The following is a 21,855-nucleotide window of genomic DNA, read 5'->3' as shown; positions in this document are numbered from 1 at the left end:
TCGCCATGCAACACGACAAGATCCTTATCCTCGACTTCGGCTCGCAAGTCACGCAGCTCATTGCACGCCGCGTGCGCGAGGCGCATGTGCTGAGCGAAGTGCATCCCTGCGACGTCACCGACGGATGGGTGCGCGAATACGCCGCCGACGGCCACTTGAAGGGCGTGATCCTTTCGGGCAGCCACGCCAGCGTGTACGAGGAAACCACGGACAAGTGCCCGCAAGCGGTGTTCGACCTCGGCATTCCGGTGCTCGGCATCTGCTACGGCATGCAGACCATGGCGCACCAGTTGGGCGGCAAGGTCGAAGGCGGTCACAAGCGCGAGTTCGGCTTCGCCGCCGTGCGTGCGCATGGCCACACCGCGCTGCTGAAGGACATCACCGACTTCACCACGCCCGAAGGCCACGGCATGCTCAACGTGTGGATGAGCCATGGCGACAAGGTCACCGAGCTGCCCCCGGGATTCAAGCTCATGGCGAGCACCGACAGCTGCCCCATCGCCGGCATGGCCGACGAGGCGCGCCGCTACTACGCGCTGCAGTTCCACCCCGAAGTCACGCACACGGTGCAGGGCAAGGCGATCATCGAGCGCTTCGTGCTCGGCATCTGCGAAGCCAAGCCCGACTGGGTGATGCGCGATCACATCGCCGAAGCCGTGCAGAAGATCCGCGAGCAGGTGGGCGATGAAGAAGTCATCCTCGGCCTCTCGGGCGGTGTGGATTCGAGCGTGGCCGCCGCGCTCATCCACCGCGCCATCGGCGACCAGCTGACCTGCGTTTTCGTCGACCATGGCCTTCTGCGCCTGAACGAAGGCGACATGGTCATGGAAATGTTCGAAGGCAAGCTGCACGCGAAGGTGATTCGCGTGGACGCCAGCGACCTGTTCCTCGGCAAGCTCGCGGGCGTGAGCGACCCTGAAGCCAAGCGCAAGATCATCGGCGGCGAGTTCGTCACCGTGTTCAAGCAGGAAGCCGCGAAACTCAAGGCCGGCGATGGCGGCCACAAGGGCGCGACCTTCCTCGCACAGGGCACGATCTACCCTGACGTCATCGAATCGGGGGGCGCGAAGAGCAAGAAGGCCGTCACCATCAAGAGCCACCACAACGTGGGTGGCCTGCCCGAGCAACTGGGCCTGAAGCTGCTCGAACCGCTGCGCGATTTGTTCAAGGACGAAGTGCGCGAACTCGGCGTGGCGCTCGGCCTGCCGCCGGAGATGGTCTACCGTCATCCGTTCCCCGGCCCGGGCCTGGGCGTGCGCATCCTGGGCGAAGTGAAGAAAGAATACGCCGACCTGCTGCGCCGCGCCGACGCGATCTTCATCGAGGAGCTGCGCAACTTCAAGGACGAGAGCGGCAAGACCTGGTACGACCTCACGAGCCAGGCCTTCACCGTGTTCCTGCCCGTCAAGAGCGTGGGGGTGATGGGCGACGGCCGCACCTACGACTACGTCGTCGCACTGCGCGCCGTGCAGACCAGCGACTTCATGACGGCCGACTGGGCGGAGCTGCCGTATGCGCTGCTCAAGAAGGTATCGGGCCGCATCATCAATGAGGTGCGCGGCATCAACCGCGTGACCTACGACGTGTCGAGCAAGCCGCCGGCGACGATCGAGTGGGAGTGATCCGCCGGGTGCACGCTCAGAGGCTCAGTCCTTGGCGCGCACCCACCACGCACCGCCCGCCTGCGGCGCCTCGAGTGCCACGCGCTCGCCCATCATCGGCGTAGCCAGCTTCACATCACGCGCCTTCGCCAGCGCTTGAATCCGCTCGAACGGCTCGTCCCAGGGATGCAGCGCCAGGTCGAACGTCCCGTTGTGCACCGGCAGCAGCCAACGCCCCCGCAGGTCCAGATGCGCCTGCAGCGTCTCTTCCGGCTGCATGTGAACGTCGGCCCACTGCTTGTCGTACGCGCCAGTCTCGATCATCGTCATGTCGAAGGGGCCGTAGCGGTCGCCGATGGTCTTGAAGTCGGCGTGGTAGCCGGTGTCGCCGCTGAAGAAAATCCGCAGATCGCCGGCCATGATCACCCACGACGCCCAGAGCGTGCGGTCTTCGTCGAGCAGGGTGCGGCCCGAGAAGTGCTGCGCCGGCACCGCTGCCAGCCGGACGCCGCCGACCTTCGTTTCCTCCCACCAGTCGAGCTGCCGGACCCGAGCCGGATCGACGCCCCACGCGATCAGGCGCTCGCCCACGCCGAGCGGCGTGATGAACACTTCGACCTTCGGCGCGAGCCGCGCGATGGCCGCACGGTCCAGGTGGTCGAAGTGGTCGTGCGAGAGGATCACGCCCTTGATCGGCGGCAGGGCGTCGATGTCGATCGGCGTCGCATGGAATCGCTTCGGGCCGGCCCACTGCACCGGCGACGCGCGCTCGGAGAAGACCGGGTCGGTGAGCCAGAACTCGCCGTCCAGCTTGAGCAGCAAGGTCGAATGGCCGAGGCGGTACAGGCTGCCGTCCGGCGCCTCGAGGAGTGCGGCCGTCGTCAGCGGGCGCACCGGAATCGGCGTGCTCGGCACGGTCGTGTCGCTCTTGCCGGTCAGGAACTGCCAGCCGATCGCGACGGTCTTCAGGAAACCCATCGGCGCGCGCGGCACGACGTTGCGGTAGATGCCGTCGCGCTGCTGCGGTGACTTTGGGTTGGCTGCGAGGCGCGGACCGCAGGCGCAGAGCGAAGAGGTGGACATGGCGATGACTCCGATCAAGAAAAGTTGGCGAAGGTGAGAGGGCTTGCGCTTCATTCGAAGAAGCTCACGATCGAGGCGCAGCCGGCGCCGGTCCGCCGCACACCAGGCGCACGGCGATGCGGATGCCGGCCTGGTACTCGGCCGGCGTCCGGGCGTAGTGCTTGAGGCCGTGCGAGGCCGCGTACAGGTGCTGTGCGAGCGACTTGGCCGTGAGGCCCGCGGCGCGCCAGGGCACGGCGGTCCCGGCCGACTGGATCGCCCGCGCGAGCTCCTTGGGCACGACCTGATCGAACTCTTCCAGCACCGGACCGACGAGTTCGCGCGCGGTCGCAACGATCTCGCCCATGTGTTCCAGCGACATCTGAGAGCCGTCGTTCTGCGCATGCAGCGCCGCGAAGGCACCGATCAGTCGTTCCTCGATCGGCAGGTCCTCCCGCGCCAGTGCGGCCCGCATGGCCGCGAGGCCCTGCTGCGCGAACCAGGTGACGGCTTCCTTGAAGAGCTCGTCCTTCGACGTGAAGTGCAGGTAGAGGCCCTGGCGGGAAATGCCGGCGGCGCGCGCGAGGTCGTCCATCGACGTCTTGCGGTAGCCGTAGCGCAGGAAGACGCCGAGCGCGGCTTCCATGATCGCAATGCGCCTGTCGGGAGCGGCGGCCATCAGCGGGGCGCTCCAGCGCGGCGCGCAACGGGCATCGCAAGAGCGAGGCCGACGGAAATGGGGGACAGCGAAGGCATAGGGCGAGTTCGGCGATGAGGGTGGATGTTCAAGGCCCCGCCGGTCGGCGCACCACGTAGCTCGTGCCGCCAATCCGCTAGGACAGGCGTCGAACTTTACAGTATTGATCTATTTTGTCAACTTGGTCCAATGAGTCGAGATCAACGTCTCACGCCGCGTCGGCGCTCTCATAGACGAGGATCGCCGCCGCGAGGTCCTCGAGCGCCGTGCCCACGGCCTTGAAGACGGTCCGTCCGTCGGACTCGGTTCGTCCCTGGACCCGGCCGCTGGCGAGGTCGGCCAGGTCTCCCGCCACGTCCGCGGCCGTGAACACGCCGCGCGACATCGGCCCGAGCAGTTCGCCGCTCTTCTGCAGTGCCTCCCGCGTGTCGATGAAGAGCTTCGCGCCGACGAACGAAGCATCGTCGGCCTCGCGCATCTGCGGCGTGAAGCTGCCGATCAGGTCGAGGTGGCTGCGCGTTCCCAACCATGCGCCTTCGATCACCGGCTGCGTCGCGAGCGTGGCGCAGCTCACGATGTCGGCTTCGCCCGCGGCCTGGCCGAGGTCGGCGGCGACGAACGCATCGAAACCTTGCGCATGGAGGCGTGCGGCGAGCGCCTTCGCCGCGACTTCGTTGCGATCCCAGACCGTCACGCGTTCGATGGGGCGCACGGTGCGACAGGCCTCTGGCACCAGGCCGCCGACGCGGCCGCAGCCCACGACGAGCAGGCTGCGCGCCTGCGCGGGCGCGAGGTAGGACGCGGCAAGGGCCGACGCGGCAGCGGTACGGCGCGAGGTGATCTCGTTGCCATCGATCTGTGCCAGCGGCTCGCCGGTGCGCGCGTCGTAGAGCATGTAGGTCGAGAACAGTCCGGGCAGGCCGCGTTCGGCGTTGCCGGGGAAGATGTTGACCGTCTTGATGCCCAGGTAGCGGTCCTCTTGCCACGCCGGCATGATCAGCACGGTCCCGCCCGGTTGCGCGGCCTGGTTCTGGAGCGTGTGCACATGCCGCAACGGCACTTCGCAGCCGGCGACGAACATGTCGCGCAGCGCGGGAATGAGGCGCTCGAAGCGCAGGGCGTGGCGGGTGCTTTCGGTATCGATGATTTTCATGGGGCTTGAAGTGAAAACGGAGGGCGGGGCTCATGCATCGAGCACGAGGTGTTCGAGCGGCACGGCCTGGCATGTCAGGCACACGGTCGGGTCTTCGGGTTCACGGCCGTGCAGGTGAGACACCTTGCCGGCGATCAGGCGCACGGCGCAGCTTTCGCATTGCCCCACGCGGCAGCCGCTGGGCATCTGCAGGCCGAGCGATTCGCCAAAGCTCAGCAGCGTGCCCTGCCTGGGCGTCCACGTGAGACCGGCCCGCGGCCCGAGCGCGCGAAGCGGACGTCGAACTGCTGAGGACCGTCCACCGGCGGCGCGGCGGGAGAGCGGAACACCTCGCTGAAGATGTCGAAGCGCGGAACGCCGCGCGCCACCAGTCCTGTGATGACGCTGTCCATCATGGCGGGCGGGCCGCAGAGGTAGAAGCGGGCCCGTTGCGCGATCAGCGCGTCGTCGACCACGCCGGCATCGATGTACTGATCCGACTGGTACTCGATGCCGAGGCGGTCCTCGGGCAGCGGCGCGTTGTAGTGGTCGATCACCTGCAGCCGGGGCAGGCGTGCGCGGTGCTGCGCGATGCGTTCGCGAAAGGCGTGCGTCGCGCTGTTCTGGTTGGCGTAGTAGAGCCGGATGGCGGGGCCGTCCGCGCCATCGGGCAGCGACTCGAGCAGGCTGATGAACGGGGTGATGCCGATGCCGCCCGCGAACAGGACCAGCGGCTGGGGCGAACGGCGGGGAATCACGAAGCCGCCGGACGGCGCCCGCAGTTCGACTGTGTCGCCGAGCTTCAGGTCGCGGTGCAGATGGCCCGACATGCGCCCCTGGTACGGCGTGCCGTCGGCCGCACGGCCGCGCTGGTGCCGCACCGCGATGCTGTAGCCGCGCCGATCCTCTTGCTCGGCCGCACCGGTGAGCGAATAGGCACGCGAGACTGGGGTACCGTCGCCGAGATCGAGCTTCAGTTCGACATGCTGGCCGGGCCGGTAGTCGGGCAGGGGCGCGTCGTCGATCGGCGCGAAGCGAATGCCCAGCACGCCCTCGGCCTCGGGCCGCAGTTCGTCGATTCGAAAGCGGCGCGTGCCCGTCCATGAGCGCTGTCGCAGCGCCGTGGCGGCATCGCGTTCGATGTCGCAGAGAAAGGAGCGGTGCGGCACCGAGCCGCTGATCGGGTCGCAATGGTCGGCCGAGATCAGCGCGTTGAAATTGCTGCCCAGCGCACCGTCCAGCGGCAGGCCGTCGCGGTCCAGTTCGGAGCAGCCCTGCCACCAGCCGAACTCGGCCACGACGAGATCGTCCGCCAGGCCGGGCGTGATGCGCGCGACGAAGCGGGCATCGCCCACGCGCGTGCGGATGCGCAGCCAGTCGCCCTCGACGATGTCCTTGGCCTTCGCGAGCGCGGGGCTCAGTTCGGCCACCGGCTCGGGGGCACGCCTGCGCAGCGAGGGCAGGCTGCGATGCTGGCTGTGGCAGTAGAGGCCGTTCTTGGCCGAGCTCAGCACATAGGGGAAGCGGCCGTGTCCGGTCGCGCTGGCGTCGCGCGGCGTGTCGGCGGGCTCGACGAAGGTCGCCACGGGCGGCTGGCCGTGGCGCAGCAGGGTTTCGGAATAGAGCTCGACGCGGCGCGTGGGCGTGTCGAAGCCTCGCACGCCAGTCGGGGTGTCGCGCGCGTATTTCCGCTCGCCCGCGTCGATGTCGCAAGCCACGCCTTCGGGCCGCTCGCGCAACTGCGCCACTGTGAGCCCCAGCGGCTCGAGGACGTGGTTCCACCCGGCCTCCAGGCTGCCGCCGAAGAATTCGTCGCCCATGCCGAGCCGGCGCGCGAGATCGAACAGCACCTCGTTGTCGGAGCGCGATTCCCCGCGCGGCGCCACCATGCGCTGGCGCAGTTGCACCCAGCCGGCCGCGCGGTCGTCGATCTCGAAGCCGACGCGCAGGCCCTCGCGCTCCCAGGGCGTGTTGATCGGCAGCAGGATGTCGGCGTAGCGCGCGGCCGGTGTTTCGAACAGGTCGCAGTGCACGTGGAACTCGAGCTGCGACAGCGCCTGCTGCGCGAGCGCGGTGTCGGCCTGCGAAACCGGCAGGTTGGTGCCGAAGGCCATCATCGCGCGCACCTTGTACGGCTCGCCCTCGACGATCGCGCGATAGGTGTCGCGCGCGGTCACCCAGCCATGGGCAGGCGGCCCGATCGGCCGTTCCTTCAGGCCGAGCGCCTTCGCGCGCTGCGCAGCGGGCAGCAGCGAGAGCGCATTGACCGTGTCGACGCGCGGACCGGTGCGCACGCGGTTGCCGCCGATGCGATCGAAGCTGCCGCACAGCGCGTACAGGGTGGCGACCGCGCGTTCCGACTGGGTCGCGTTGGTGTGCTGGCCGATGCCGGTCCAGGCGTGATAGGCCGTGCGGTGCCCGCCGCCGAACAGTTCGGCCGCGGCGCGCAGCGGGGCTTCGGGCACGCCGGTGATGCGTTCCACCTCCTGTGGCTTCCAGGCGGCGCAGGCCTGGGCCAGCAGATCGAAGGCCGGGCGGCAGGCGAGGCGCTGGCCGTTCTTCGCCGTCAGCGTGACAGCACCGCGCAGGCGGAAGTGGGCCGAGCCTTGAGCTTGTGCGGCCCGAGCGGTGTCGTAAGGCACTGCCCCCTGGTCCGCATCGCTCCAGACCATGAAGCGGTCGCCCTCGGCATCGGGCCGCAGGTCACGCTCGCGCAGCAGATGCCCGTCGTCGTCGCGCACCAGCAGCGGCGCGTTGGTCCAGTCGCGCACGAAGGCCGCATCGAAGCGGTCGTCCTCGATCAGCAGGCGGATCAGCCCGAGCGCGAGCGCCGCATCGGTGCCGGGCCGCACCGGCAGCCACACATCGGCCTGGCGCGCCAGCGCCGTGGGACGCGGATCGACCACGATCAGCCGCGCGCCTTTCGCGCGGCCCTTCGCGATGGCGTTGGCCTGGGCCAGCCAGGTGTTCGTGGGGTTGTGGCCCCACAGCACGATCAGCTCGGCCTGGGCATAGTCGGCCGGCGGCATGCCGCAGCCGAAGGTGAAGGCATGGGCGAAGTCCTTGTGCCAGTTGCAGACCTCGGTCGCATAGCAGATGTTGGGGCTGCCGAAGAGGCGCACGAAGCGCTCGATCCAGTCGATGCTGTCGGACAGCGGCGTACCGCTCGGCGTGGTGACCGCGAACACCACCGATTCGGCGCCGCTCTCGGCCCTGATGGCGCCCAGGCGCTGCGCGGCCTCGGCCAGCGCCTCTTCCCAGCCGATGCGCACCCAGCCCGGATCCGGATCGCCCTTGGGCCGCGTGCGGCGCATGGGATGCAGCACGCGGTGCGGGCTGTGCACCAGCTCGGGCGCGGCCTTGCCCTTCATGCACATCGCCTGGCCGGTCGGATGCGCCGTGTCGGGGCGCACCGACACCAGCATGTCACTGCGCACCTCGTTGAGCGTGCCGCAGCGCGAGCGGCAGAGCGTGCAGTAGCCGCGCTTGATTTCCGTCGTGGCCGCGTCCATCGAAGCGTCCGGCCCGCTCACGGCATCACGGGCGCAACGTAGCTCAGCGTGCGGCCCAGGAACCACAGCATGAAGAGCACCAGCGGCGCGTGGACCAGCAACTGCAGGAAGGTGAAGCCGACGATGTCGCGCGCCTTCAGCGAGAGCACCCCCAGCAGTGGAAGCATCCAGAACGGGTTGATCAGGTTGGGCAGCGCCTCGGCCGCGTTGTAGACCTGCACCGCCCATCCGAGGTGGACCTTCAGTTCATTGGCCGCCTGCATGACGTAGGGCGCCTCGATGATCCACTTGCCGCCGCCCGAGGGAATGAAGAAGCCCAGGATGGCGGAGTACGCGCCCATCACCACCGCGAAGCTGTCGACGCTGGAGATGCTCACGAACAGGTGCGCGATGCGGTCCGACAGCGTGTGGCCGCCATCGCCCTTGGCGGCGGTCAGCATGGCCGCGATGGCGCCGTAGAGCGGGAACTGGATGATCACGCCCGCGGTCGAGGGCACCGAGCGCGACACGGCGTCGAGAAAGCTGCGCGGGCGCCAGTGCAGCAGCATGCCGATCATCAGGAACAGCAGGTTGTAGGTGTTGAGCCCCGCGATCGCGATCAGCGGGCTCTTGGCCATGAACTCCTGCGCGAGCCAACCGAAGCCGAGGGCGCACAGCAGCAGGGTAAGCAGCGGGCTGCGCTCGAGCCATTCGCCGGGGCGCCGCGCGGCGGTTGCGTCGGAAGCCGCCTTGGCTTCGGCCAGGTCGATGCCGAGGTCCTGCGCCGTGACCGCGTTTTCGGCCGTGGGCGCGGACCAGAGCGCGATCGCGACCGAGACGGTGATCAGCACTAGCGCCATGACCATCGACTGCCACAGGAAGATGGTCTGGCTGAATGGAATCACGCCGGTGATGTCGAGGATGCTCTTGGGCAGGCTGGCGGCGTTCGCCTGCAGTTGCGCCGCCGAGGAGCTCATGCCGAGCGCCCAGGTCGCTCCCAGCCCGAGATAGGCGGCCGCACCGGCGGCGCGGTAGTCCATGCGCAGTTCGGTCCGGCGCGCCAGGGCGCGCACGTAGAGCGCGCTGAAGATCAGCGAGATGCCCCAGTTGAAGAGCGACAGGATCATGCTGATCGCCGCCACATAGGCGATGGCCTGGCGTCCCGACACGGGCACTGCCGCCAGGCGGCCGATGAAGCGCGCGGCCGGCGGCGAGGTCGCCACCACGTAGCCGCCGATCGCGACCAGCGCCATCTGCATCGTGAAGACGATCAGGCTCCAGAAGCCGTCGCCGAAGGACTTGGCCACGACCAGCGGGCTCGATCCATTGACCAGTGCCGCGACCGCCACCAGCGCCGCGGCGATGGCCGCGAACATGTAGGCATCGGGGAACCAGCGCTCGGCCCAGGCGGTGAAGCGCAGGCCCAGGCGGCTCAGGAGGCCGGCACCCGCAGGGCTGAGGTGCGCGGCGGAAGGGAGCAGGGCGTCTTGCCCGGGGGCTGTTCTTGATGTCGAGGGCATGGTGTCTCCAGTGGCTGGGCCTGGGGCGTCTTTCGCGCCCGGGATGTCGTGCGGGGCGACTATGGGCGAACAGCATCATCAATTCAAATATTGAATATCAATAGAGTGATATAGGATTGATCTATGTCGATCACGATCAAGCAGCTGCAGCACTTCGTCGCCACGGCCCACACCGGGCAGGTCTCGCGCGCGGCGCAGCGTTGCTATGTGAGCCAGCCCTCGTTGACGACCTCGCTGCGCAATCTCGAGACCGCGCTGAAGGTCCAACTGTTCACGCGGCACTCCGACGGGCTGCGGCTCACGGTGCACGGCGAAGGCTTTCTGCGCCACGCGCAGCACATCCTGCGCACGCTGGAAGTGGCGATGGAGGAGACCCACGGCTCGGCGTCTTCCGTCGAGGGGCGCGTGCGGATCGCCATCACGGACACGGTGTCCGAATACATGCTGCCGAAGATCATCGGCGCCATGCGCCGGCAGTTGCCGCTGATCGAGTTCGAGCCGGTCGAACGCAACCGCGAGGAGATCGAGGCAGGGCTGCGCCGCGGCGAGTTCGACCTGGCCGTGGTGCTCGTCTCGAACCTCTCGCAGGCGCCCGACATCCGGCGCGAGAACCTGCTGAAGTCGCAGCGTCGCCTGTGGACCTCCCTCGACCATCCATTGGCCACCGGGCAGTCGGTGTCGTTGCGGGAGATCGCACAGCTTCCCTTCGTGCTGCTCGACATGGACGAGCACGTGGAGACCGTGGGCCGCTACTGGGGCGCGGCGAAGCTCGAGCCCAAGGTCGTGTTCCGGACCAAGTCGATCGAGGCCGTGCGCAGCCTGGTCGCGCAGAACGTCGGCGTGACGATCCTGTCGGACCTGGTGTTTCGCCCGTGGTCGCACGACGGCGGACGCATTCGCCGCACGGCGATGGCGGGCGCGGTGCCGTCGATGGACCTGGGGCTGGCCTACCGGCGCAGCGGCGTCCTGTCCGAGGCGGTCGCTGCGTGTGCGAGCACCTTGCGGCTGCTGGCCAAGACGGTGACGCGGGAGTCTGATCTGCGAGCCGGCGACGGCCCATGAACAAAGCCCCCGCGTCTTCTTTCGACGCGGGGGCTCGATCGCTCAGGCCGGCATGCGTCCGAAGCGGCCGCTGTTGAAGTCGGCCATGGCCTGGCGGATCTCGTCCTCGCTGTTCATCACGAACGGGCCGTAGCCCACCACAGGCTCGTCGATCGGCTCGCCCGACAGCCACAGCACGGTCGCATCGCTGTTGGCCTCGATCTCCACGCCGCTGCCGGCGCGGTCCAGATGCACCAGTTGCCCCTCGCGCGCAACGGTCGCGCCGTTGACCAGCACCGTGCCGTGCAGGACGACCAGCGCCAGCGTATGGCCTTCCTTCGCGTCGAACCGGCCGATGCCGCCCTGGCCGATGCGCAGGTCCCACACGTCCATCGGCGTGAAGGTCCGCGCCGGGCCGCGATGCCCGTCGAATTCCCCGGCGATCACCCGCACCCGGCCAGCGCCGCCGGGCAGGTCCACCGACGGGATCTGCGCATCCAGCAGGGTCTGGTAGCCCGGCTCGGCCGTCTTGTCCTTCGCGGGCAGGTTGACCCAGAGCTGCACCATCTCGATGGTGCCGCCGCGTTCGGTGAAGGCGCGCGAGTGGAACTCCTCGTGCAGGATGCCGCCGCCGGCGGTCATCCATTGCACGTCGCCGGGGCCGATCAACCCGCCCGCGCCGGTGGAATCCTTATGTTCCAGCTCGCCCTGGTAGACGATGGTCACGGTCTCGAAACCGCGGTGCGGATGCTGGCCGACGCCGCGCGGGCGCACCGCCGGCTCGAAGGGCGTCGGTGCCGCGTGGTCCAGCAGCAGGAACGGGCTCAGGTGCTTGCCCAGGCCTTCGTAGCCGAACAGCGAACGCACCGGAAAACCGTCGCCCACCCAGTGCGGACGAGGGGCGCTGTAGACACCGAGGACTTTCTTCATCTTCATCTCCTTGTGTCGCCAGGAGGAAGCTCCTGGCCGATGGATAGAGATATGGGCTGAACGATGAAGGCGGTAGCGGTCGCTATTTGCCATCAGAGTCCTATTCAAGGAACGATGAAGGCGGTTTGCCATGAAAGACCTGAACGACCTCTACTACTTCGTGGAGGTGGTGGACCACCGCGGCTTCGCACCGGCCGGGCGCGCGCTGGGCATGCCCAAATCCAAGTTGAGCCGGCGCATTGCGCTGCTGGAAGAGCGTCTGGGCACGCGCCTGATCCAGCGGTCCACGCGGCGCTTTGCGGTCACCGAGACCGGCCAGACCTACTACGGCCACTGCAAGGCGATGCTGGTGGAGGCCGACGCCGCCGACGAAGCCATCGCGCTGACCCATGCCGAGCCGTGCGGCATCGTGCGCATGACCTGCCCGGTGGCGCTGCTCGATGCGCGCATCGCCGACATGCTGGCGGCGTTCATGGTTGCGCATCCGCGCGTGGAGATCCACCTGGAAGAAACCAACCGCCGCGTGGACGTGGTGGGCGAGGGCATCGACGTGGCCGTCCGCGTGCGTCCGCCGCCGATCGAGGACAGCGACCTGGTGATGCGCGTGCTCGCCGAGCGAGGGCAGTGCCTGGTGGCCTGCCCGCGTTTGTTGGCGAACGGCATCCCCCAGGTGCCTGCCGACCTGGCGGGCCTGCCGAGCATGGACCTGGGCCTGCCGGCGCACGAGCACGTGTGGAGCCTGATCGGCCCGGACGGCACGCAGGCCGCCATCCGCCACCAGCCGCGCCTCGTCACGCGCGGCATGCTGGCCCTGCGCGCTGCTGCGGTTGCCGGCGTGGGCGTGGTGCAGTTGCCCACGATGATGGTGCGCGAGCAGATCGAGCGCGGCGAACTGGTCCGCGTGATCCCGGGCTGGGCGCCGCAGCGCGAAATCATCCACGTGGTGTTCGCCTCGCGCCGCGGGCTGCTGCCGGCGGTGCGGGCGCTGGTGGACTTTCTGGCGGAGCGATTCCAGGCGCTGGATGAAGACTGATCGCTCTCGACGATCAGTTCGCTGGCCTTTGTCGTTGCTGAAGGCCTCGTGAAGAGGGCGGCCGTGCGCGATGATCGACGCATGTCAGAACAGCTTCTTCTTCCCGGAATCGATCCCCCGCCGCGGCCCCTGCCGCGACCCCGAACCAAGGCACGTCGCAAGGAGCCGCTGGCGCACACGCTCTTCCTCGCGATCTTTCCGAGTGCCGAAGATGCCTCATCCATCGCCGCGCTCGGCGCGCAACTCGACGACCGGCATTCGCTGAAAGGAACGTTGAGCGAGGCGCATCGGCTGCATGTCACGCTGCACGATCTCGGCGGCTACGACACGGTACCGCGCAAGAAGGTGCAGGCGGCGCTCGAAGCGGCCGCTGCCGTGGCGCCGCCTGCGTTCGACGTCGTCTTCGACCAGGCCATGACCTATGCGAACAGCAAGGCGTTCGTGCTGTGCGGCGAAGAGGGCACCACCGCGCTCGCGGACTTCAGGCAGCGCCTGGGCGAAGCGCTGGCCGATGCAGGGCTCAGGCCCGATCGCAGCTTCACGCCGCACATGACCGTTGCGTACACGCGGCGCAAGATCGAGAAGCATGCGATCGATCCGGTGCGCTGGACGGCGGGCTCCTTCGCACTCATCGACAGCCACGTCGGGGAGGGCGTGCACGAAGTGCTCGGACGGTGGCCTGCATGAGCGAGCCGCTCATCGTCTGCCTCGACGTCGACTACCGCGCCGACACGGCGGTGGCCGCGGGCCTCTGGTTTCGCGGGTGGATGGCCGAACGCGAAGAGACGCAGGCTGTCGCGGGCTTTCGCGAAGTGGCCGAGTACCAACCCGGCGAGTTCTATCGCCGCGAGCTGCCGTGCCTGCTGGGCGTGCTGCGCGAAGGGCCGCTGGCGGACATCGTCATCGTCGATGGCTATGTGTCGCTGGAGCTGGGGCATCCGGGTCTGGGCGCGCATCTGCACGAGGCGCTCGATTGCAAGGTACCCGTGGTCGGCGTTGCGAAAACCGCCTACCGCAGCGCGAGTGATGTGATTGAGGTACTGCGCGGCCAGAGCACCTCGCCGCTGTTCGTGACGGCCATCGGCATCGACCTCGCCGCTGCGGCCGCCGAGGTGAAGCGCATGCATGGCGAGTACCGCGTGCCGACCTTGTTGCGTGCGGTCGACCAGCTTGCGCGCCAGTCGGCCATGCCGGACCGCATCGGGACGAGCGACTAGAAAAATTTCTATCGCGCGTACAACTTCCTTCTGCATGTGGGCTGCGGCCCTCGGGTTGCTGTCAAGCAGACGACATATTTAGCGCCGAAGCTCCTCTGGCCAGCATTTCTCAAGCAGCCGGAGGGAGAGTCAGCGTGAACCACATCGTGGCGAGATCGATCCTGCAAGGGCGCATCCGATGAGCGGCCCGCCGGGCCGTCATCTCGCGGAACTTGTCGCCGACCGGCAGCACGACCGATTGCTGCGGCTGTCGTTCCCCCAGGGCGGGGCGCCGGCGGGCAGCGACCTCGTGGTCAACACGCTGCATGCATCCGAAGGCCTCTCGCGCGATTTCGAATTTACCGCCGGGCTGCTCAGCAGCAACGCGGGGCTGTCCCTGAAGGACCTGCAGGGCAAGATGCTCTGCGTGGAACTCGTGCGGCCCGACGGCACGCTGCGCCATTTCACCGGCATCGTCTTCGGATTCCGCCTCGTGCGCACCGATGGCAACCTTGCTTTCTACGAAGCCCGGCTCGGCCCGTGGCTCCAGTACCTGCGGCTGCGCGCAAACAACCGGCTTTTCCATCGGCAGACGCTGCGCGCGCAGACCGAGTCCATCTTCAACGACTACGGCGTGCTGCCCAAGTGGGAGTGGTTCGTTCGCGGCGAAGACCCGCCCCACACGATGGCTGTGCAGGGCGGCGGCGCTGGTGGAGAGACAGACCACAACTACCTGCACCGGCGCTGGGAGGCGGCGGGCTACAGCTACTGGTATGAGCATTCGGCTGAAGGCCACACCCTGCACGTGTGCGACGACAGCACGCTGGCCAAGGCCGTGGACGGCTCGTCCTCTGGCATCCGCTTCCAGGATGAAGGCGGCGCACAGGAGGAAGACGCCATCAGCCAGTGGACTGCCGTGCGCGAACTGGTCACGGCGCAGGCCGCCGTGAGCGCCTTCGACTTCAAGAGCCCGCGCCCGCAACATGCCGAGATGCCCAGCAACAACCAGCAGGGCGACGTACCCCAGCTGGAAGTGCACGAGTACGGTGGCGCGCGCCATTTCAAGACCTCGCTCGAAGGCGAGGGCGTGGCGCGGCGACGCATCGGCGAGATCGAGGCGAAGGCCAAGCGCTTCGAGGCCGAGGGCAACAACCGCTTCGTGCTGCCCGGCCGCTGGTTCCGCCTCATCGACCATTTCGGGCGCACGCAGGGCGATGGCTCCGAAAGCGAATTCCTCATCCTCTCGGTCGAGCACCGCGCCAGCAACAACTACCTGCAGGAGCCTGGCACGACAGAAGGCAGGCCGAAGGGGTCGCGCGCCGAGTACAGGAACAGCTTAACCTCAAGCCGCCGCTTCGTGCCGTGGATGCCGGGCCGCGGCTTTCACAGCGTCGAGCAGCGCGTGCTCGCGCCGCAGACCGCCACGGTGGTGGGCCCGGCCAGCGAGGGCAGCATCCACACCGACGAGTACGGCCGCATCCGGGTGCAATTCCATTGGGACCGCGAAGGCCAGAACGACGAAAAGAGCTCGGCCTGGGTGCGGGTGCTGAGCAACTGGGCCGGCGGCGAAACCGGCATGGTGTCGTTCCCCCGTGTGGGCTCCGAAGTGGTGGTGCAGTGCCTCGATGGCAACCCCGACCATCCGGTGGTGATGGGCGTGGTCTACAACGCGCGGCGCATGCCGCCGTGGGCGCTGCCGGGGCAGAAGGCGCTCATGGGCCTGCGCAGCCGCGAGCTCGCCGAAGGCTCGGGCAACGAGCCCGGCGGCAAGAGCAATCACCTGCTTCTGGACGACACGCCGGGCAAGATCCAGGCGCAACTGCGCAGCGACCACGACGCAAGCCAGCTGAGCCTGGGCCACATCGCGCGCATCGAGGACAACGCGGGCCGCAAGGACGAGCGCGGCCAGGGCTTCGAGTTGCGCACCGACGGCCACGGCGCAATCCGTGCGATGGCGGGTTTGCTCATCAGCACCGAGCCGCGCCCCAACGCGCAGGCGCACATCACCGACATGGGGGAGACCGTGGCGCGGCTCGCGAACGCCGGCGACCAGCAGGAGAGCCTGGCCGACCTCGCGCAGCAGCACCAGGCGCAGGACAAGGGCGGCGACCAGGACGAAGTCGGCAAGGCCCTGAAGGCCCAGAGCGATGCGGTCAAGGGTTCGGGCGGCAACCCGCAGCAGGGCGAGTTCCCGGAGCTGAAGGAGCCGCACATGGTGCTCGCGAGCCCGGCCGGCATCGCCGCGACCTCGGTCAAGTCGACGCACCTGCACAGCGAGGAACACGTGGCGTTGACCAGCGCGCAGCACATGAGTTTTTCGGTGGGCAAGCGGCTGCTCGCGAGCGCCATCGAGTCGGTGCGGGTGTTTGCCTACAAGCTCGGCATGAAGCTGGTCGCGGCCAACGGCGACATCGACATCCAGGCGCTGAAGGACAACCTCAACCTGCTCGCGAAACTCAAGATCACGCAGACCGCCGACGAGATCGTGATCACCGCCAAGCAGAAGGTCACCATCGTCGGCGCGGGCAGCTACACGCACTGGAGCGCCGAAGGCATCCGCAGCGGCACCAGCGGCGCGTGGGTCGCGCATGCGGCCTCGCATTCGCTGATCGGGCCCGACACGCAGCCCGCCTCGTTCCCTGCGCCGCCCGCGCCGGGCAACGGCACGCTCGAGCTCTTCAACAAGTACGTGGCCGACCAGCGCGGCGTGAAGGGGGGCGACTACGAGGTCGTCGATGCGCTCGGCACCGTCAAGACCGGCAAGCTCGATGCGAACGGCTTCGCCAGCGTCGCGGGGCTGTTCCCGGGGCCTGCGAGCGTCACCTTCGGCGACGACCCGAGCCGGACGTGGGAGGAGGGCAGCTACTTCGGCAAGCCCAGGAACGATGCGGCCGGCGGCGCGGATGCGGCCGGCGCCGGAGGTCTGGGCGGCGCAGCGCAGGCCGCGATGGGGCAGGTCGCCGGCGTGCTCGGAAAGAGCGGCGTCGCGGCCGATGCGGGCGGGCTTGCCAGTCTCGCGCAGACCGTGCAATCGGGCCTCCAGGCCGCGCGCACCTTGCAAGCGGTGGGCAAGGGCGATCTGGCGGGCATCGCGGGCGGGGCCGCGAGCTTGCTGGGCAACCCGGCGGGTTCGCTCACGGGCGCGGCAACGCAGGTTGCAGGCTCCCTGATGCCTCCCAAGCTGGCCGACGCCGCGGCCAACCTGCTGCCGCGCGCAACCCCGACAGCAGCGGCAACGGCACTGCCCGAGATCGCGGGTCTGAAGATCCCCGGCTTCGTGGGCTGAGCGGGTCGCGAGCAACCGACAACGAACAACCGACTTCCAGGGACCCCACTTCATGGCCGAATCTGCCGACGCTGGCGAATACGCGATCGAACCGCTCGAGCGGATCAACGCCTCCGAGGTGGCCGAGGGCTTCAGCCCCTTCGACAAGTGGCTGCGCGAGAACACCGACGGCATCGTCACGCTCGACCGCCTCAAGACCGTGGGCAACGCGATTCCGGGCGTCTCGAACCTCATCGCGTTTTCCGATGTGGTCTACGACATCATCGAGATCAACGACCTGAAACAGGCCGGCAAGGAGGTGTCGTTCATCTCGTGGGTCAACCTGGGCGTCGACGCCATCGGCGTGATCCCGATGCCCGGCACCGGGCCGGCGCGCGTGGCGTTGCGCGCACCGCTGCAGCTCGCCAAGCAGAAGCTCAAGCAGGGTGCCAAGAACCTCGCGGAAGACTTCCTCATCGCCATCGCGGGACACCTGGCGAACGCCATCAAGGGCGAACTCGAGGAGTTCATCAAGACCGCGCAGAAACAGCTGCGAGACATGCTGGAGGAGTGCGGCAAGTTCGCGGAGAAGCTGGCCAACGCACTGGCCGATGCGCTGTTGTCGGCGCTGGACGGGCACCTGTTCAACTCCAACACTAGCGTGCGCTCGGCCAGCGTCGCACTCAAGGCCGCGGACCGCACCTCGTGGTGGGACCCGCTCGAAAAGTCGGAGCACCTGCTGCGCGCGGCCAAGAACATGTTCGTGGCCAGCAACAAGGAGGTCGCCAATATGGCGCTGGGCGGTGCCTCCAGCGTGGCCACCTACATCTCGCCCGAATTCAGGACGCACATCCAGTCCCTCGCCAAGGCCATGCGTGCGCTCGGCAAACTGGCCGCCAGGAAGATGCTCGAGCTGGTCGACCCCGGCACGATGTTCAGCATCGGCTGGCTGCTGATGAAGATCCTGGAGGTCGCGCCCAAGCTCAAGCGCAAGCGCGGCGGCACGGTGCATCCGCGCAGGGTCAACAACGTCAAGGACAAGCGCGGCCCCGGCACGCTGGAGCCGCGCAGGCGCCAGAAGCGCAGCACCGCCGACGGCCGCCCCTGCAAGTGCCCCGGTTCTGCGACGGCGCGCTCCATCTCCCTGAGCCTGGGCGCCGAAACGCTCACGCACACCGATTTCGAATTGCCCGGCGCCTTGCCGATCACCTGGAGCCGCACCTATCGCTCGGACCTCGCGGCGTATGACCAGGGCGTGCTGGGCGCGCGCTGGATCACGCCCTACACGACGCAGCTGGACATCGAGCTGCTCGACGACGGCAGCGAAGGCGCTTTTCTCTATCACGCTGAAGACGGCCGCACGAAGCGCTACCCCGCGCTCGCCGTGGGACAGACGCACCGCGACGTCATCGAGGACTTGACGCTCGTGCGCCTCTCGCCCGACCTGCTCACCATCAACCAGGGCCGCGACTGGATGCAGACCTACGAGCGCATTCCGGCGCTCGGCGGCGAGCGCGCGTTCTTCCGGCTCGCACTCATGCAGATGCGCGCCGGCGCGAGCGTGGCCTTGCGCTACGACCATGTGCATCCGCTGCGCGCGGACCACACGGTGCTCAGCGACATCATGGTCAAGCAGGGCGACACGACCATCGCCCATGCAGGGACGCGCATCGACGCGCAGGGGCGGCTGGCCGGGCTGTGGGAAATCAAGGAAGGCCAGGTCATTCGCCAGCTTGCCGCCTATGCCTACGACGCGAACGGCGACCTCATCGAGGCGCAGGACGAAAACGGCCCCATGGCGGCGGGCGCGCTGGTCGACGAAACGCAGCGCGTCTCCACCGCATGGCATTACCAGTACAGCCACCATCTGCTGACCCGCTACGAAGACCGCACCGGCCGCGGCGTGAACCTCGCCTACGACGGTACCGGCGTCAACGCCCGCGCCGTGCGCGAGTGGATGGACGACGGCAGCTTTGACACCCGCGTGCGCTGGACCGAGCACATCCGCCTCACGACCGTGACCGATGCGCTGGGCCACGAGACCCGCTACTACTACGACGAGCTGGGCTACACGTATCGCATGACGCACCCCGACCTGCGCGATGAATGGTTCTTCCGCGACGAGGCCCGCAACATCGTGCGCCACATCCAGCCCAACGGCGGCGTCGAGCACTTCAGCTACGACGCGCAGGGACAACTCATCAGCCAGACGCGCGCCGACGGCACCGAGATCCACATGGACTGGGACGACAGCGGCAACCTCGTGAAGATCCTCGACCCCGAGGGCCAGGTGTGGCTTCGTGCATACGACGTGCAAGGCAACCTCGTCGAAGAGACCGATCCGCTCGGCCACAAGACCAAGTACGAATACGACAAGGCCGGGCTGCCCGTGCGCGTGACCGATGCGAAGGGCGGCATCACCCGCATGGTCTACAACTCCGTGGGCCAATTGCTGTCGCGCACCGACTGCTCGGGCAAGACCACGACCTGGGCCTACGACGCGCGCGGCCGGTTGGTTCAAAGCACCGATGCAGCAGGCCAGGCCACGCAGTACCGCTACGCACGCGGGCAGCTCGAGAGCATCGTCAACCCCGACCAGAGCACCGAGCGCTTCAGCCACGACGCCGAGGGCCGCCTGCTCGCGCACACCGATGTGCTCGGCCACACGACCCGCTACGGCTACAGCGAGGCCGGCCTGATCGCGAGGCGCACCGATGCCGCGGGCCAGCAGCTCGCGTACCGGTGGGACAAGCTCGGGCGCCTCGTGCAGCTCGACAACGAAAACCGCAGCAGCTACACCTTCAGCTACGACCCCGTGGGCCGCCTGCTCGCGGAGGTGGGCTTCGACGGCCAGAAGACCGGCTACGCGTACGCCGAATTCAACGGCGTGCTGGAGAAGATCGAGCAGCCGCTGCAGTCCATCGACATGCGCTTCGACGCGATGGGGCGCCTCCTGGAACGCACCGCCGGCGAGGCCAGCGAGACCTTCGGCTACGACGCCTCGGGGCGCTTGGTGCTGGCGAACAACCGCGATGCGCGGCTGCAGTGGTTCTACGACCCTGTGGGCAACACGGTGCGCGAACACCAGCACTACGAGGCGCGCGCGCTGGAAAAGCCGATGACCGCCGTCTGGCGCCACCAGTACGACGAGCTGGGCAACCGCATCGTGAGCACGCGGCCGGATGGCCACGAGGTTCGCCTGCTCACCTACGGTTCGGGCCATGTGCACGGGCTGATGCTGGACGGGCAGGACATCCTCTCCTTCGAGCGCGACGACCTGCACCGGGAAGTCGGGCGCGAACAGGGCAACGGGTTGAGCCAGAGCCTGGACTACGACGTCATGGGGCGGCTGCTGGAGCAGAGGGTTTCATCGACGGGGCAAGCGGGCCCCGCCGGCAGCGCGCTGGTGCGGCGCACCTATGCCTACGACAAGGTCGGGCAACTGGTCGGCATCGGCGACACCCGGCGCGGCCGGCTCGACTATCGCTACGACCCGGTGGGCCGGCTGGTCCAGGCCAACAGCGCCCTGGGCAGGGAGGTCTTCGCCTTCGATCCCGCAGGGAACATCGCCACGCCGGGGGCACTCGATGCGCCGGGGCAATCCACGTCGACACTGACGCCGCGCCCGCAAGCCATTCGGGGCGAGCCCTTCGAATCGCGCATCAGCCCCGTGGCCGCGCACAAGCTGCTCGACAACCTGCTCAAGGATTACGCGGGCACCTCTTACCGCTACGACGCCCAGGGCAACCTGGTCGAGCGAATCCGCAACGGCGAGCGCACGAGCTTCGAGTGGGACGGCTTCGGCCGCATGGTCGCGGCCAAGAGCCACCAGGGCACCACCACCTTCGCCTACGACGCGCTGGGCCGCCGCGTGGCCAAGCACAGCCCGAAGGGTCACACCGTGTACGGCTGGGACGGCGACGTGCTCGCCTTCGAGAGTGTGGTCGGCAGCAAGACCGCCAAGGAACAGGCCCGAACCGTTCATTACCTCTACGAACCCGGCAGCTTCAGGCCGCTGCTGCAGGCGAGGAAACAGCAGGCCATCACGCTGCATGCCACGCCGGACTACGTAGCGATGGTGGCCGAGGAGGGCGACTACGACGTGGCGCGCGATCCGCTGTGGACGAGCGAGCCGGTCGCGCAGCCCTTCGCGATGGAGGAGATCTGCTACTACCAGTGCGACCACCTCGGCACGCCGCAGGAACTGACCGACGACGAAGGACGCATCGCGTGGTCGGCGCAGTACCGGGCGTGGGGCGAGGCGCGGGAAGCGATCGCGCAGGCCGCGCAGAGTGCGGGAATCAGGAATCCGATCCGGTTCCAGGGGCAGTATTTCGACGAGGAGACGGGGCTGCATTACAACCGGCACCGGTATTACGATCCGCACAGCGGGCGGTTTGTGAGCAAGGACCCGATTGGATTGTTCGGCGGAATAAATTTGCAGGCCTATGCCCCGAATCCGACGGGCTGGATTGATCCCGGTGGCTTGTGCAGCACCACCTTGGACAGGAATCTGGGCGGCGCCACAGGCGACCAGATGCAGGCGCATCACCTTATTCCGGAAGAGATCTGGGGCAAGAATGCCGCCTTCCTGGGGAAAATAGGATTGAGCGGGCAAAAAGACAATTCGGAAAATGGCCTGCTGATGCCGAGCAACCAGAAAAAAATGAAGCAGATGAAGAGGAAAGTCTATCACTGCGGCTCTCATGCACTTTATTCGGCAGAAGTTGGTGCAAGAATCACGAAAATTGAAAAACTATACGATGCCGAGAAGATCGATGCGGGTCAGGCAAAATCCAGAATTGCGGCGCTGCAAACCAGTTTGAGAGCCGAAATTCTTCTTGGGGCGGTGCCTCGAAATCCGAAAACGGGAAGGCTGATGTGAAT

General features: G+C 67.8%; 14 protein-coding genes. 7 read left to right on the top strand and 7 right to left on the bottom strand.

Annotation, left to right across the window (positions count from 1 at the left end):
* Window positions 1-5 precede the first annotated feature (5 nt).
* Window positions 6-1,622: a glutamine-hydrolyzing GMP synthase gene (gene guaA, locus ACSFA7_RS07490; RefSeq protein WP_435498787.1), complete on the top strand. Its 1,617-nt coding sequence runs from the start codon at window positions 6-8 to the stop codon at window positions 1,620-1,622.
* Window positions 1,623-1,646: 24 nt separating this feature from the next.
* On the opposite strand, the gene ACSFA7_RS07485 is transcribed toward guaA, so the two are convergent.
* From ACSFA7_RS07485 to ACSFA7_RS07460, 6 genes are all read right to left on the bottom strand, one after another.
* The gene (locus ACSFA7_RS07485) at window positions 1,647-2,684 is read right to left on the bottom strand and encodes an MBL fold metallo-hydrolase (protein WP_435498786.1); all 1,038 of its coding nucleotides are present in this window, start codon (window positions 2,682-2,684) and stop codon (window positions 1,647-1,649) included.
* 64 nt (window positions 2,685-2,748) lie between these two features.
* The gene (locus tag ACSFA7_RS07480; RefSeq protein ID WP_435498785.1) at window positions 2,749-3,342 is read right to left on the bottom strand and encodes a TetR/AcrR family transcriptional regulator; all 594 of its coding nucleotides are present in this window, start codon (window positions 3,340-3,342) and stop codon (window positions 2,749-2,751) included.
* A 226-nt stretch (window positions 3,343-3,568) separates the two neighbouring features.
* The gene (lhpI, locus tag ACSFA7_RS07475; protein WP_435498784.1) at window positions 3,569-4,513 is read right to left on the bottom strand and encodes a bifunctional Delta(1)-pyrroline-2-carboxylate/Delta(1)-piperideine-2-carboxylate reductase; all 945 of its coding nucleotides are present in this window, start codon (window positions 4,511-4,513) and stop codon (window positions 3,569-3,571) included.
* A gap of 30 nt (window positions 4,514-4,543) precedes the next feature.
* Window positions 4,544-4,699 (bottom strand): 2Fe-2S iron-sulfur cluster-binding protein, encoded by a 156-nt coding sequence (locus ACSFA7_RS07470; RefSeq protein ID WP_435498783.1) that lies wholly within the window; start codon window positions 4,697-4,699, stop codon window positions 4,544-4,546.
* 26 nt (window positions 4,700-4,725) lie between these two features.
* On the bottom strand, window positions 4,726-8,004 hold the full coding sequence (locus tag ACSFA7_RS07465; protein WP_435498782.1) for a molybdopterin-dependent oxidoreductase: 3,279 nt from the start codon (window positions 8,002-8,004) through the stop codon (window positions 4,726-4,728).
* A 17-nt stretch (window positions 8,005-8,021) separates the two neighbouring features.
* Window positions 8,022-9,503, bottom strand: a complete 1,482-nt coding sequence (locus ACSFA7_RS07460) for a short-chain fatty acid transporter (RefSeq protein WP_435498781.1) — start codon at window positions 9,501-9,503, stop codon at window positions 8,022-8,024.
* A 123-nt stretch (window positions 9,504-9,626) separates the two neighbouring features.
* Between ACSFA7_RS07460 and ACSFA7_RS07455 the strand changes: the two genes are divergently transcribed.
* On the top strand, window positions 9,627-10,565 hold the full coding sequence (locus ACSFA7_RS07455) for a LysR family transcriptional regulator (RefSeq protein WP_435498780.1): 939 nt from the start codon (window positions 9,627-9,629) through the stop codon (window positions 10,563-10,565).
* Window positions 10,566-10,607: 42 nt separating this feature from the next.
* Here ACSFA7_RS07455 and ACSFA7_RS07450 read toward each other — a convergent pair whose 3' ends face one another.
* Window positions 10,608-11,474: a pirin family protein gene (locus ACSFA7_RS07450; protein ID WP_435498779.1), complete on the bottom strand. Its 867-nt coding sequence runs from the start codon at window positions 11,472-11,474 to the stop codon at window positions 10,608-10,610.
* A 130-nt stretch (window positions 11,475-11,604) separates the two neighbouring features.
* Here ACSFA7_RS07450 and ACSFA7_RS07445 point away from each other — a divergent pair, with 130 nt between their 5' ends.
* The 5 genes from ACSFA7_RS07445 to ACSFA7_RS07425 all read left to right on the top strand — a co-directional run bounded on the left by ACSFA7_RS07445 (window position 11,605) and on the right by ACSFA7_RS07425 (window position 21,853).
* Window positions 11,605-12,507 carry a LysR family transcriptional regulator gene (locus ACSFA7_RS07445; protein WP_435498778.1) on the top strand — a complete coding sequence of 301 codons (903 nt, stop codon included), beginning with the start codon at window positions 11,605-11,607 and terminating at the stop codon, window positions 12,505-12,507.
* 81 nt (window positions 12,508-12,588) lie between these two features.
* Window positions 12,589-13,194, top strand: a complete 606-nt coding sequence (locus ACSFA7_RS07440; protein WP_435498777.1) for a 2'-5' RNA ligase family protein — start codon at window positions 12,589-12,591, stop codon at window positions 13,192-13,194.
* On the top strand, window positions 13,191-13,724 hold the full coding sequence (locus ACSFA7_RS07435) for an endonuclease V (protein ID WP_435498776.1): 534 nt from the start codon (window positions 13,191-13,193) through the stop codon (window positions 13,722-13,724). Before ACSFA7_RS07440 ends, ACSFA7_RS07435 begins: the two co-directional genes overlap by 4 nt.
* 178 nt (window positions 13,725-13,902) lie before the next feature.
* On the top strand, window positions 13,903-16,989 hold the full coding sequence (locus ACSFA7_RS07430; protein WP_435498775.1) for a type VI secretion system Vgr family protein: 3,087 nt from the start codon (window positions 13,903-13,905) through the stop codon (window positions 16,987-16,989).
* Between the two features lie 52 nt (window positions 16,990-17,041).
* Window positions 17,042-21,853 carry an RHS repeat-associated core domain-containing protein gene (locus ACSFA7_RS07425; RefSeq protein WP_435498774.1) on the top strand — a complete coding sequence of 1,604 codons (4,812 nt, stop codon included), beginning with the start codon at window positions 17,042-17,044 and terminating at the stop codon, window positions 21,851-21,853.
* Window positions 21,854-21,855 lie beyond the last annotated feature (2 nt).

Source organism: Variovorax trehalosi, from assembly GCF_051216415.1.
Taxonomy (GTDB): domain Bacteria; phylum Pseudomonadota; class Gammaproteobacteria; order Burkholderiales; family Burkholderiaceae_C; genus Variovorax.
This window is presented reverse-complemented; position numbering and strand designations above follow the sequence as displayed.